Annotated in this window: 14 protein-coding genes and 1 pseudogene; 6 read left to right on the top strand and 9 right to left on the bottom strand. The window is 69.8% G+C overall.

Features of this window, described 5'->3' with window-relative positions:
* The first annotated feature begins 101 nt into the window (after positions 1 to 101).
* Positions 102 to 1736: an alpha/beta hydrolase fold domain-containing protein gene (locus tag K0O62_RS23440; RefSeq protein ID WP_073858895.1), complete on the top strand. Its 1635-nt coding sequence runs from the start codon at positions 102 to 104 to the stop codon at positions 1734 to 1736.
* Here K0O62_RS23440 and K0O62_RS23435 read toward each other — a convergent pair.
* From K0O62_RS23435 to K0O62_RS29045, 5 genes and pseudogenes are all read right to left on the bottom strand, one after another.
* Entirely contained in the window at positions 1715 to 2326 is a 612-nt protein-coding gene (locus K0O62_RS23435) for a carboxymuconolactone decarboxylase family protein (RefSeq protein WP_073858894.1), read from the bottom strand. The two genes, K0O62_RS23440 and K0O62_RS23435, sit on opposite strands and share 22 nt — an antisense overlap.
* Positions 2323 to 3225 carry an NAD(P)-dependent oxidoreductase gene (locus K0O62_RS23430; protein WP_073858946.1) on the bottom strand — a complete coding sequence of 301 codons (903 nt, stop codon included), beginning with the start codon at positions 3223 to 3225 and terminating at the stop codon, positions 2323 to 2325. The genes K0O62_RS23435 and K0O62_RS23430 overlap by 4 nt, the downstream gene beginning before the upstream one ends.
* 29 nt (positions 3226 to 3254) lie before the next feature.
* Positions 3255 to 3635 carry a carboxymuconolactone decarboxylase family protein gene (locus K0O62_RS23425; RefSeq protein ID WP_073858893.1) on the bottom strand — a complete coding sequence of 127 codons (381 nt, stop codon included), beginning with the start codon at positions 3633 to 3635 and terminating at the stop codon, positions 3255 to 3257.
* 37 nt (positions 3636 to 3672) lie between these two features.
* Positions 3673 to 4113 (bottom strand): HAD family hydrolase, encoded by a 441-nt coding sequence (locus K0O62_RS23420; protein WP_308214470.1) that lies wholly within the window; start codon positions 4111 to 4113, stop codon positions 3673 to 3675.
* Positions 4114 to 4128: 15 nt separating this feature from the next.
* Positions 4129 to 4320, bottom strand: a pseudogene (locus K0O62_RS29045) (helix-turn-helix domain-containing protein); the annotation flags it as partial.
* A gap of 131 nt (positions 4321 to 4451) precedes the next feature.
* Here K0O62_RS29045 and pat point away from each other — a divergent pair.
* Together pat and K0O62_RS23410 are read left to right on the top strand one after the other, a co-directional pair.
* Positions 4452 to 5450: an acetyltransferase Pat gene (gene pat / locus K0O62_RS23415; protein ID WP_073858945.1), complete on the top strand. Its 999-nt coding sequence runs from the start codon at positions 4452 to 4454 to the stop codon at positions 5448 to 5450.
* Positions 5450 to 6277 carry a shikimate 5-dehydrogenase gene (locus K0O62_RS23410; RefSeq protein ID WP_073858891.1) on the top strand — a complete coding sequence of 276 codons (828 nt, stop codon included), beginning with the start codon at positions 5450 to 5452 and terminating at the stop codon, positions 6275 to 6277. Before pat ends, K0O62_RS23410 begins: the two co-directional genes overlap by 1 nt.
* Before the next feature lie 6 nt (positions 6278 to 6283).
* Here the strand turns inward: K0O62_RS23410 and lpqN are convergent, their stop codons facing one another.
* Positions 6284 to 6982 carry an envelope biogenesis lipoprotein LpqN gene (lpqN, locus tag K0O62_RS23405; RefSeq protein ID WP_073858944.1) on the bottom strand — a complete coding sequence of 233 codons (699 nt, stop codon included), beginning with the start codon at positions 6980 to 6982 and terminating at the stop codon, positions 6284 to 6286.
* A 103-nt stretch (positions 6983 to 7085) separates the two neighbouring features.
* Here lpqN and K0O62_RS23400 point away from each other — a divergent pair, with 103 nt between their 5' ends.
* Both K0O62_RS23400 and K0O62_RS23395 read left to right on the top strand, forming a co-directional pair.
* Positions 7086 to 7754 (top strand): DUF5642 family protein, encoded by a 669-nt coding sequence (locus K0O62_RS23400; RefSeq protein ID WP_073858890.1) that lies wholly within the window; start codon positions 7086 to 7088, stop codon positions 7752 to 7754.
* Positions 7755 to 7764: 10 nt separating this feature from the next.
* The gene (locus K0O62_RS23395; RefSeq protein ID WP_073858943.1) at positions 7765 to 8421 is read left to right on the top strand and encodes a DUF5642 family protein; all 657 of its coding nucleotides are present in this window, start codon (positions 7765 to 7767) and stop codon (positions 8419 to 8421) included.
* On the opposite strand, the gene K0O62_RS23390 is transcribed toward K0O62_RS23395, so the two are convergent.
* Together K0O62_RS23390 and soxR are read right to left on the bottom strand one after the other, a co-directional pair.
* Positions 8418 to 9056 carry an alpha-ketoglutarate-dependent dioxygenase AlkB gene (locus tag K0O62_RS23390; RefSeq protein WP_073858942.1) on the bottom strand — a complete coding sequence of 213 codons (639 nt, stop codon included), beginning with the start codon at positions 9054 to 9056 and terminating at the stop codon, positions 8418 to 8420. The two genes, K0O62_RS23395 and K0O62_RS23390, sit on opposite strands and share 4 nt — an antisense overlap.
* 31 nt (positions 9057 to 9087) lie before the next feature.
* Positions 9088 to 9519, bottom strand: coding sequence for a redox-sensitive transcriptional activator SoxR (soxR, locus tag K0O62_RS23385; RefSeq protein WP_073858889.1), 432 nt, complete (start codon positions 9517 to 9519; stop codon positions 9088 to 9090).
* A 34-nt stretch (positions 9520 to 9553) separates the two neighbouring features.
* Between soxR and arcA the strand changes: the two genes are divergently transcribed.
* On the top strand, positions 9554 to 10753 hold the full coding sequence (gene arcA / locus K0O62_RS23380; RefSeq protein ID WP_073858888.1) for an arginine deiminase: 1200 nt from the start codon (positions 9554 to 9556) through the stop codon (positions 10751 to 10753).
* Positions 10754 to 10829: 76 nt separating this feature from the next.
* On the opposite strand, the gene K0O62_RS23375 is transcribed toward arcA, so the two are convergent.
* The gene (locus tag K0O62_RS23375) at positions 10830 to 12368 is read right to left on the bottom strand and encodes a dolichyl-phosphate-mannose--protein mannosyltransferase (protein WP_073858887.1); all 1539 of its coding nucleotides are present in this window, start codon (positions 12366 to 12368) and stop codon (positions 10830 to 10832) included.
* Positions 12369 to 12377 lie beyond the last annotated feature (9 nt).

Raw genomic sequence — 12377 nt, 5'->3', positions numbered from 1 at the left:
CGCCGCTAATTGACGCGAACATCGCTGCCTGCAGAGATGGATTCTCGGGCAAATCGGGAAACCGGCCACGCAACGGAACTCGATCCGCTAGGGATGTAGGCATGTGGGTCGAGAGATACATCGGTCGGGTCGGTGCACTTGCGGTAGCGCTGGGGGTGGGCGCGGCCATCGCGGGGTCCGGCTTCGGGGTTGCCCACGCCGACGACGGTGGCGCCACGGCCACCGATTCGTCGCCGAGTTCCGCGGAATCTCCGGGTTCGGCGACGCCCGACGACACGCCGGAGAAACCCGACGAACCGGAGAAGCCGGCGGAGCCGCAGGACACCGCCGTGCAGGACGAGGCGGAGGCGAAGCCGCTGAAGGGGCGCACCGTCACACGCGCCGATCGCCCGCGGCGTGGGTATGAGCGCTCGACCGTGGACGAACAGGTCGCCGCACCCGCACCACCGAAGAAACCGAAATCCGCGGACCCCGAACCCGCACAGGCGAAGCCCGACGCGGCGCCCGCGGCACCGGAACCGGTGCCCGTATCGGGATCGACCGCGCCTCGGGATCGGTCGGTCACACCCGAGGTGCACGCCACCGCCGGGCCGTCCGCGCGAGTCGAGAGAGCCTCGGCCCGTGCATCGTTGGGTCCCGATGCCGGTCCATCCGAACGCCTGCCGGGTGTGGGGCCGCAACTGTGGACCCTGGCGGCCTTCGCCCGCCGCGATCTGGAGCCGAGATCGGCGGCCACGCCCGCTGCCGCCGAGGTGCAGAAGTCTGCGGTGGTACCCGCGGCGGCGCCCGGGACCGTCACCTACACCGCCGGGCCCACCCTGTTCGACCGGGTCGCGGTGGTGGCACTGCGAGTGATCCGCGAGGTGTCCAAGTTCCTCGGGGTGAACCTGTACGGCCAACTCGGTAAGGCGATGGCCAGTTCGAACCCGCCGTTCTTCGCCAGGTTCGGGCTCGACGTCAAACGCACCGAATTCGAGGTTGCGCCCGGAAACGCCTGGAAGGTTTGGGAATTCACGCCCCGGGAGCCGTCGGGCAAGACCGTCATCGCGGTGCACGGCGGGGGGTTCATCCTGGAACCGATCGCCCTGCACTGGATCGACTACGCCGACATGGCGCGGCGCACCGGGGCGACGGTGGTGGTCCCGCTCTATCCGCTGGCCACCACCGAACGCGGCGCCGCGGTGAACATCGTGCCGGGCATGGCGGATTTCATCGCCGCCCGGATCGCCGCGGACGGCGCCGAGAACGTCAGCATCTACGCGGACTCGGCGGGCCCGAACCTGGCGCTGGGCGCCATCCGCGAGATGGTGCTGCGCGGTGACGAACTGCCGTCGAGCATGGTGCTCATTTCGTTCACCCCGGATCTGTCGCTGTCGAACCCGGCCGCGTTCGAGATCGACGACCCCATCCTCGATCTGGACAATCTGGAGTTCTACTCCGGCGTGAACCACTGGGGTGACGGACTGGATCCCCGGGACCCGATGATCAGCCCGCTGTTCCTGGAAGAGGAAGTGCTGGCGGCACTTCCGCCGACCACGATCTACGTCGGGTCGCTGGAGTTCGTGCTGCCCGATACGCTGCTGTTCCACCAGCGGGCCGTCGCGGCGGGCGCGTCGGTGTCCACCGTCGTCGGCGTCGGCCAGTACCACGACTGGCCGATCGGCGGGCTGCCGATCAACTCGCAGGCGCCCAAGGTGCGTAAGGCGATCTTCCGTCAGCTCGGCTTGATCGCCTGACCGAATCCCTTCTCGGCCAGGTACGTCCGCACGTCCTCGTCGAGTTCGACGCCGAAGGACCGCAGCATCCAGCCCAGCGTCTCGTAGGCGCCGACGGTGAAGATCGCGTCCAGGATCTGCTGGGTGTCCAGGTGTTGGGTCAGGGTGGCCCAGGTGGCCTCCCCGATGACCCCGTCGCCGACGAGTTCGTCGGCGGTGCGCAGCAGCGCGGCGTCGGCGTCGGACCAGATCGGTGACTGCGGCCCGACCTCGATCTCGGCGACCTCCTCGCCGGAGATGCCGACGTCCCCGGCGATGACCACGTGCTGAGCCCACTCGTACTCGGACTCCCGCAGCACCGCGGTACGCAACACCAACAGCTCGCGCTGGCGTGGGGTCAGCGTGGTGGCCCCCAGCAGATGCCCGTTGAAGGTGAAGAAGGCCCGCGAAAGCTCCGGGTGATACGCCATCGCGCCCAGCACGTTGAGACCCTTGGGGCGCCCCTCGGTCGGCAACGGGGGATGACGGCGCACCGGCGGGTTCATCGCGGCCAGGGCGTCGCGCATCTGTGGTGGCCAGTGTTTGGTTCGCAGCGGTTCAACGCGGGTCATGAACGGCCGTTCCTCTCGTCGTGGCGGCCGTCGACGATGACACCTGCGGCGTCCTCGATCGGCCGGATGATGGTGGTGAAATCCGAGTCGGCGCCCTGATCGGCCAGGGCGGTCTCCCAAGCCTGCCCGACGGCCTCGGACACCTGCAGGTCCAGACCAAGATCGGCGGCCTCCTGCAGACACAGCCGGAGGTCCTTGACCATCAGGCCGGTGGCGAAGCCGAAGTCGAAGGTGCGCGGCAGGACGGCGCGGGGGAACTTGTCGCGGCTGGCGTGGGTGGCGCCCGAACCCGCGTTGAACACCTCGATCATCACGTTCGGGTCCAGACCGGCCTTCACGCCGAGCACCACCGCCTCGGCGGTGGCGGCCAGGGTGGTGGCGGCCAGCAGATTGTTGGCCAGCTTCATGGTCTGCGCCGCGCCGGGTTGCTCGCCGATGAAGATGGGTCGCCCCAGGCGCTCCAGCAGCGCGCGCAGCGTGTCGAACGCATCCCGCGGCCCGGACACCATCAGCGCCAGTGTGCCGTTCTGGGCGCCGCGCACCCCGCCGCTGACCGGGCAGTCCAGCGCGGCGATCCCGGCGGCGGCCAACAGCGAGTGGTTCCGGGCGGCCTGCTGGGCGCCGACGGTCGACAGGTCGACATAGTGCGTGATGCGGGAGCCGCCGGCCACGGCGGCGGCCACCTCGGCGGCGGCCTGCAGCGAGGGCAGGCTGGTCAGCACCGTCTCGGCACGATCGGCGACCTCGGTCGGGGAGGCGGCAGGCGTCGCGCCCAGCCCGGCGGCGCGCTCGAGCACCTCGGCCCGGGTGTCGAACACCGTCAGCGGATGCCCGGCGTCGAGCAGGCGACGTGCCATCGGGAGGCCCATGTTCCCGAGGCCGATGAAGCCGACGGTCACGCGGCTGATGGTTCGCTCGCAAGCGTCGCTCACTGCTCGTCCAGTTCGGTGAAGACCTCTCGGGCGATCCGGAAGCTGTCCACCGCGGCGGGCACCCCGGCGTAGACGGCCACCTGGAGGAACACCTCGCGCATCTCCTCGCGGCTCACCCCGTTGTTCAGGGCGCCGCGGATATGGGTGCGCAATTCGTGCGGGCGGTTCAGCGTGGCGATCATCGCCAGATTGAGCATGCTGCGGGTCTTGAGTTCCAGCCCGTCGCGGCCCCACACCGCGCCCCAGCAGTACTCGGTGACCAGATCCTGCAGCGGGCGGGAGAACTCGTCGGCGGTCTGCGCTGCGCGCTCGACGTACTCGGTGCCGAGTACCGCGCTGCGGATCTCGCGACCCCTGTCGTAGGTCTGCTGGTCCATTCCGGGTCCACCCTTCGAGTCGGCGGGCCCGATGGCGTCAGCTCGCGGCGGGCTCCTGCAGCTGCCACAGTTCGTTGGACAACAACCTCTGCAACTTATCCAGTACCGCGGAGACTTCGGTGTCGGTGCCCACGAATCCGGCGTAGAAACCCATTCCGAACATCAGCACCAGCAACATCTCGACCAGTGCGGAGGCGTCGGCTTCGTCGGAGAGCTCGCCGTTGGCGACGGCCTCGCTGACGGCGGTGCTCAGGAACTGGCGCACATCTTCGCGGGGGGTGTAGTCGTCGTTCTTGAGTTCGGGGTGCCGGAAGGACTCCAGCATGGAGGTGACCAGGAACGCGGCCGCCGAATCGGACTCCCGGTGGGCGGCGAGCATCCCGTTCATGAAGGACGACAGTTTGCCGAGCAGACTCGTCTCATTCGCTGCGGCGGCCACGCCGGCCTCGAACATCACCGTGCTGGTGCTTGCCAGCACATGACTGTAAAGATCCCGCTTGTTGGTGAAGTAATGGTTGATTGCCGGACGGGTGAGATTTGCGCGTTCGGCGATCGCCTGGAACGTCGAGGCGTCGTAGCCAAGTTCGCTGAAAACCTGCCGGGCAGCAGAGATTATCCGTTCACGGGTTTCAGCACCGTTAGCTGCTCGGGGTCGCCCGCGAGTGCGGCGCAGCGAATGTGTCATACGCGGAGTTTGCCACACCGATCTGACTCATGCGTAGAAAACCCCCCGAAGTGCTTGTTTTCACGACTACATAGCAAATGCCAGGAACGAGGTTGTTGCCACCCCTGACCTCCCCGCCGTAGCCTCGTGTGGTGTCCGGAGTGACCGCTGTCCGCGCCGACGAACTGGCCGCACTGGAGTTCTTCGCCGGTTGCCCCGCGGCCACCCTGCTACCCCTCGCCGCGCAGGTCGAACCGTTGGCTGCGTCGCCCGGGCAGGTGCTCATGCGGCAGGGGGATGCGGCCCTGACCTTCCTGCTGATCGCCGCCGGCGAGGTGACGGTCACCCATATCGGCGACGACGGGGAAGAGTCCGTCGCGCACCTCGGCGCCGGTGACGTCGTCGGTGAAATCGCCCTGCTGCGCGACCGGCCGCGCAGCGCCACGGTGGTGGCGGGCAGCGAGCTGACCGGATGGGTCGGCAACCGGGACGCGTTCGCGGAGATGCTGCACCTGCCCAAGGTGATGGAGCGGCTGGTGCGCACCGCGCGCCAGCGGCTGGCCACCTACATCACACCCATCGAGATCGCGCTGCGCGACCACCTGGTGCTGCATCTGCGGCCGGTGCTGCCGGGGGACAACGTGCGCACCGTGGGTGGGCCGATCGAGTTCTCCGCCGAGACCCTCTACCGCCGCTTCCAGAGCACCCGCGCGCCGGCGCCCGCGCTGATGGCCTACCTGTTCGAGGTGGACTATGTGGATCACTTCGTATGGGTGATGACCGCCGGGGCCGACGGACCGGTGGTGGCCGACGCCCGCTTCGTGCGGGAGGGCCACGGGGTCACCACCGCGGAGGTCGCGTTCCTGGTCGCCGACATCTACCAGGGCCACGGCATCGGCACCTTTTTGCTGGAGGCGCTCGCGGTGGCCGCGCACGTCGGCGGCGTCGCCCGTTTCACCGCACGGGTGCTGAGCGACAACTACAGCATGCGCTCGATCATGAACCGGGCCGGTGCGCACTGGGTGCGCGATGATCTGAACGTGGTCATCACCGAGGTCGACGTGCCCGGGCGCGACGCGCTGACGATGAGCCCCGACGTGTACCAGCAGGTCGCCGATATGGCCCGGCGCGTGATGCGGACGGTGAGTTGATGCCGGGCCGCCGGCCGCCGCTGAGTAAGGACACCCGGTTGTGCATCTCGCTGGCGGCGCGGCCCAGCAATATCGGCACCCGGTTCCACAACCATCTGTACGACGAACTCGGCCTCGACTTCATCTACAAGGCGTTCACCACCACCGATATCGCCGGGGCGATCGGGGGAGTGCGGGCCCTGGGTATCCGCGGGTGCTCGGTGTCGATGCCGTTCAAATTCGACGTGATGGCGCTGGTCGACGAGATCGAACCCTCGGCGCGGGTCATCGAGTCGGTCAACACGATCGTCAACGACGACGGCCGGCTGACCGCGTCGAACACCGATTACCTCGCCGTGCAGGCACTCATCGCGCAGCACGGGCTGGACCCCGGCGACCAGGTCATCATCCGGGGCAGCGGCGGGATGGCCAGTGCGGTGGCCGCGGCCTTCGCCGGCGCCGGATTCGGCGCCGGCACCATCGTGGCCCGCAACGGCGCCGCCGGGCGGGCGCTGGCCGACCGGGTGGGCTGGGATCACGCCCCCGAGGTCGGTGCGCGCCGCGCCCCGATCCTGGTCAACGTCACCCCGATCGGGATGGCCGGAGCCCCGCAGGAGAGCGAGCGGGCCTTCGACGACGACGCCGTGGGCGCCGCGGATGTGGTGTTCGACGTGGTGGCGATGCCCTCGGAAACCCCGGTGATCACCGCCGCCCGCGCGGCGGGGGCCAAGGTCATCACCGGCGCCGAGGTCATCGCCCTGCAGGCGGCCGAACAGTTCGAGCGCTACACCGGTGTCCGGCCGACGGCCGAGCAGATCGCCGCCGCCTCGGCGATCTCGCGGGCCTAGCCGCGCCTACGGCAGGATCGTGGTCTCGTCGTCGATGGCGGCGGTGGCGTCCATCAGCGGGCCCATCTGTTCCTCGCTGCCCTCGGCGTTGATCTGCAGCACGTAGACGCCGTCGTCGGTGGGGATGACCGTCGTCTTCTGCGCGACGAGCAGGTTCTTGCCGTCCTTGACGTAGGTGCCGCCGACCTGGACGGCGTCGAACCCACCGAGCTTGCCGGGCTGGCCCTCGTTGCCGCCGTCGTACTCGGGCAGGTTCTGCAGTTCGCCGGGCGCGAACTCCAGGATCTTGGCGCCGTCGACGTCACCGGTGAGCTTGGACATGATGGCGGTGATGGTCGGGGGCGGCGGCGGCATCGACGGGTCGGTGAACACGATCTGGCTGAACGCCCAGGCCGGGGTCCCCGGGCCGGCGTCCACCCATCCCGGCGGCATCGGCAGATTCACCGTGGGGGCGTCCGGGTCACCGCGCTTGACCTGAGCCTCGGTGATGTTGTTGTCCTTGATGTATTCGGCGATGGTGTAGTTCTCACCGGCGGGCTCGGCGGCGGCGCTGGTTTCCGCCGCGGCCGAGGTCTCGGAGGTGGTGGTGGTCTCCTCGGCGCTGCCGTCGGCTTCGGTCTTGGTGTCCGAGCCGCAGCCGGCCAGGGCAAGGCTGAGCGCCGCGGCCGCCGCGGCCACACCGCGCACCGTCGTCTGCTTGTTCATCACGTCTCCTGTCGTGGGCGATCTTGTGCGCGAGGTTACCGGTCGGTGCCGGGCCCGGCGGGTTGTCCGGGCTTCTGCGAGCCCGCGTGTGGTACCACAGGCTATGCGCGGCTACGTGATCGTCCTGGGGGCCGTCCTGACCGTCGTCGGATGCGCCGGGACGGAACCGGATGCACCGCCGGCCACGGCGGGCAGCTCGGTCGCGGCGGGCTCCGCGGTGATCGACCCGGCCGCGGTGGCGCGGGTGCGCAGCGAGCTGCCGCCCGGCTACGAGGTGGGCGACCTCGCGGATCATGCTGCCCCGGCGTCGTTCTGGGGTATGAAACCGGACTGGACCGCCGTGCCCGAGCAGTGCGGCGTGCTGGCCGACCCGGGCCCGGGCGCCGCGGTGCGCGGCTGGTCGGCCTCGGGGCCGGGGGGCATCGTCTACGCCACGGTGACCGGGCCCGGGACGCACGCGGCGCTGCCCGAGGGCTGCGAGGCGTGGACGCTGACGGGTGGGCGCACCACCGCCGAGGTGAGCGCGGTGCCGCCACCGGCGATCGACGACACGCCGACGGTCGCGATGAGCACCGTGGCCACCACGGTGGTGGAGGGCGGCACCGAGACCCGCTCGCACGCCGACACCGTCAGCGCCTATCTGGACTCGGGATACGTCGCGTCGGTGACGGTGGTGACCGATCCCGGGTCGGCGCTGCCGGCGCTCGGGCCCGACGTCGCCGCGCGCCTACTGGCGCAGACCGTCACCGAGATTCGTGGGGCAGGCCGGTAGATTGGCGGCGATGTCTGTCCCACGGGTGCTCGCCCTCACCGCCTGCGTTGCCGCGCTGACCGCGTGCACGGCAGCCGAACCGGACGCCGACGCCGGGATCACCGGTGTCTTCGAGGTGAAGCCGACGTTCGGCGACGAGTTCCAGGTGACCACCACCGGACCCACCGGCATCGACCCGAAACTGCTTGCGCCCCAGACAGTGCCGCCCGGGGTCAAGGTCGAGCCCGCCGGCTGCGCGAAATTCGCCGCCGGACTTGCCATCCCGGCCGGAGCGCAGGGCAACATGGCGGCCACCACCGCCGAGGGCAAGGGCAACCGCTTCATCGCGATCGCGGTGGAGACCTCCGAGCCGGTCCCGGCCAACGATCCCGGACCGGACTGTCAGAAGGTCGGCTTCGGCGGGCCCGGGGTGCGTGGTCTGGTCGAGGTGGTGGAATCCCCGCAGATCGACGGTGTGCGCACGCTGGGGACCCACCGGGTGGTGCAGACCGTGGTCGACGGGAAGCCGCACAGCGGTGAATTGTTCAACTACGTCGCGAGTTTCGGCTCGTATCTGGTGATCGTGACGGCCAACCCGCTGGTGGTGCCGAACACTCCGGTGGCGCCGGTGGACACTCAGCGGGCGCGCGACCTGCTCACCGCGGCGGTCGCCGCGGTGCGCGGCTAACGCACGTCGCGCGGCCGGAACTGGATGCTGATCCGCGGACCGGTCGGGCGGGCCGTCTTCGGGACGGCGTGCTCCCAGGTGCGCTGACAGGATCCGCCCATCACCAGCAGGTCCCCGTGCCCCTGCGGTAGCCGCAGGGACCGATGTCGCCGGCCGGGCGGCTCCGGCGAACCTCCGCCGGTACGCGGGCGCATCGCGAACGTGCGGCGCGCGCCGAGGCTGACGATCGCGACCATGGTGTCCTCGGTGCTGCTGCGCCCGATGGTGTCGCCGTGCCAGGCCACGCTGTCGGCGCCGTCGCGGTACAGGCACAGTCCGGCGCTGGTGAACGGTTCACCGAGTTCGCCGGCGTAGATGTCGTTGAGCCGTCGGCGCAGCCGGGCGAGCGCCGGGTGCGGCGCCGGGCCCGCCGTGAGGTCGTGGTGGCTGACCAGGCGGGGGACGTCGAGTACCCGCTCGTACATCTGCCGACGCTCGGCGCGCCACGGGATGGCGGTCATGAGCTCGTCGAACAGCGTCGCCTGTCCGTCCAGCCAGCCGTTCAGCCAGCCGGCGCGTACGTCGATCCAGGCGCCTGCGCCCAGGTCACGACGTTCTTCGAGGTCGAAGAGCGACCCTTGAACGGCCAGAGACACCACACCAGGGTATCGCACAGGCGTTCGATTTCTACAGGTTGGCCGCACCGGGTCCGTGATCGGCGAGGACGTCGCTGGGATTGGCCAGCTGGCAGGCCTTCAGGCTCAGGCAGCCGCAGCCGATGCAGCCGGTGAGATTGTCGCGCAGTCGCTGCAGGTGCAGGATCCGGTCGTCGAGGTCCTGACGCCAGCCCGCCGAGAGACGGGCCCAGTCCTTGCTGGTGGGCACCCGGTCCTGCGGCAGCGTCGCCAGGGCGTCGCGGATCCGGGCCAGCGGGATGCCGAGACGCTGCGACATCCGGATGAACGCGACCCGGCGCAGCGTCTCGCGCGGGTAGCGGCGCTGGTTGCCGGAGGTGCGCCGGCAGCTGATCAGGCCCTCGCGCTCGTAGAAGTGCAGCGCCGATACCGCCACTCCACTTCGGAGTGACATCTCACCCGGTGTCAGATCGTGCGTCTCCATTCACCTCAACCATAGTTGAGATACCGTTGCCAGGATGGTTGCTCTGGGCTCCGACTCCGAGGTCGGCACGCTGCGCGTGGCGATCCTGCACCGGCCCGGCGCCGAACTGCAACGGCTGACGCCGCGCAACAACGACGCGCTGTTGTTCGACGGGCTGCCCTGGGTGGGCCGGGCGCAGGAGGAGCACGACGCGTTCGCCGGGCTGCTGCGTTCGCGCGGGGTCGAGGTGCTGCTGCTCGGGGATCTGCTGGCGCAGGCGCTGGCCTCCGGCGCCGCACGGATGCACGGCATCTCCGCGGCCGTCGATGCGCGTCGACTGGGAGTGCCGCTGGCCCAAGAGCTTTCGGCCTACCTGCGCACGCTGGAGCCAGCCGGCCTGGCGCACGTGTTGATGGCGGGGATGACGTTCACCGAGTTGCCGTTCGCGGCCGATGAGCTCTCGCTGGTGCGGCGCATGCACCACGGCGGTGACTTCGTCATCGACCCGCTGCCGAATCTGATGTTCACCCGCGACTCCTCGTTCTGGATCGGCCCGCGGGTGGCGATCCCGTCGCTGTCCCTGCCTGCCCGGGTGCGCGAGACCTCGCTGACCGATCTGATCTACGCGCACCATCCACGGTTCCTCGGGGTGCGACGGGCCTACGAGTCGCGGTCGGCGCCGGTGGAGGGCGGCGACGTGCTGCTGCTGGCCCCGGGTGTGGTCGCGGTCGGGGTGGGGGAGCGCACCACGCCGGCCGGCGCGGAGGCGTTGGCGCGCAGCCTGTTCGACGATGAACTGGCGCACACCGTGCTGGCGGTGCCGATCGCGCAGGAGCGCGCCCAGATGCACCTGGACACCGTGTGCACCATGGTCGACGTCGACGCGGTGGTGATGTACCCGAACATCGTCGACTCGTTGTCCGCGTTCACCATCCGCCGGTCCGCCGGTGGGGTGCGCATCGATGACGAGGCACCGTTCGTGCGGGCCGCCGCCGACGCGATGGGCATCGACCGGCTGCGCGTCATCGACACCGGCCTGGACCCGGTCACCGCCGAACGCGAGCAGTGGGACGACGGGAACAACACCCTGGCGCTGGCCCCGGGCGTCGTCGTCGCCTATGAGCGCAACTCGCAGACCAATGCGCGGCTGGCGGACTCGGGCATCGAGGTGCTGACCATCGCGGCCTCGGAGTTGGGCACCGGCCGCGGCGGCCCGCGGTGTATGAGCTGCCCGGCGGCCCGGGACCCGGTGTAGTTTCCGGTCGCCGGTTTCTACGTCCGGGTCGCGGATCCCGCTCCATCGCCGCCCTGGTATAGAAAACGGCGGGCACCTACCGCCAGGACGGCAGCCAGATCTGCATCTGCCAGGTGCTCTGCGAGATCGGCAGCCCGGTCAGGATCGGGTACAGCCAGGCGAAGTTGGTGATCACCAGCGCCACATAACAGCTCACCGCGATCAGGCCCAGCGTCCGGCGCTCGGCATTCTGCCGCGGCTGGTACAGGATGTCGCCGAGGATCAGCGCTATCAGCATCACCAGGAACGGCGCCATCGCGGTGGCGTAGAAGAAGTACATCTGCCGGTCGATGTCGATGAACCAGGGCAGGAAACCCGCCGAATACCCCACCAGCACTGCGGCATACCGCCAGTCGCGACGCACGAAGGTCCGCCAGCACGCCCAAACCAGCACTGGCACCGCGATGAACCACATGGTCGGTGTGCCGACCAGCATCACCGCCTTCACGCACGACTCCGCGCCGCAGCCCGCGACGTTCTGCTGGTCGATCGCGTACAGCACCGGCCGCAGCGACATCGGCCAGGTCCACGGCTTGGACTCCCACGGGTGGTGGTTGCCCGCGGCATTGGTCAGCCCGGAATGGAACTTGTACACCGAGGACGTGTAGTACCAGAGCGAGCGGATGGCGTCCGGCAACAGCCCGCCCTCACCGATGCTGCGGCCCACCTCATGCCGGTACACCCCGGTCTCGGAGGCGAACCAGCGCGCATAGGAGGCCAGATACACCGCGAACGGGATGAGCACCAAGGCGTACACCGACGGCACGGCGTCCCGGCGCAGGGCGCCCAGCCATGGCCGCGGCACCCGGTACTGACGCCGCGCCGCGATGTCGAAGGCCAGCGTCATCACCCCGAAGAACGCGATGAAGTACAGACCCGACCACTTGGTGGCGCACGCCAGACCGAGCAGCACGCCGGCGCCGAACCGCCACCAGCGCACCCCGAGCCGCGGCCCCCAGGGTGTCTCGGCGATGCGGCCCTCCATCAGGGCGACGTGCATGCGCTCGCGGACCTGATCGCGGTCCACGATCAGCGCGCCGAACGCGGCGACGACGAACACCACCAGATAGACGTCGAGCAGCGCGGTCCGCGCCGAGACGAAGCTGACTCCGTCGGCGATGAGCAGCAGCCCGGCGATCGCCCCGACCAGCGTCGAGCGGGAGATCCGCCGCACGATCCGGGCCACCAGGATGACGATGACGACCCCGCACACCGCCCCGGAGAACCGCCAGCCCAGCCCGTTGTAGCCGAAGATCGCTTCGCCGACGGCCATCAACCCCTTGGCCAGCGGCGGGTGCACCACCAGCCCGTATCCGGGGTTGTCCTCCAGACCGCCGTTGCCCAGCATCTGCCAGGCCTGCGGCGCGTAATGCTTCTCGTCGAAGATCGGGGTGCCGGCGTCGGTCGGCGAGCCCAGGTTCAGAAAACGGGTCAGCGCAGCCAGCGCGCCGATGATGGCCGTCATGACCCAGCCCTGCAGCCGGTCGACGGGCCCGAAGTCCGGCACCGGCACGAGCGGTCCCGGGCTGATCACGGGTGCGGCGCGCTCCGGAAGCACGGTGTCGGGAGCGGTCATCACCGACGA

Source organism: Mycolicibacterium diernhoferi (assembly GCF_019456655.1).
GTDB lineage: Bacteria > Actinomycetota > Actinomycetes > Mycobacteriales > Mycobacteriaceae > Mycobacterium > Mycobacterium diernhoferi.
The sequence above is the reverse complement of the archived record's forward strand: the minus strand, read 5'-3'. Positions and strand labels throughout refer to the sequence as shown.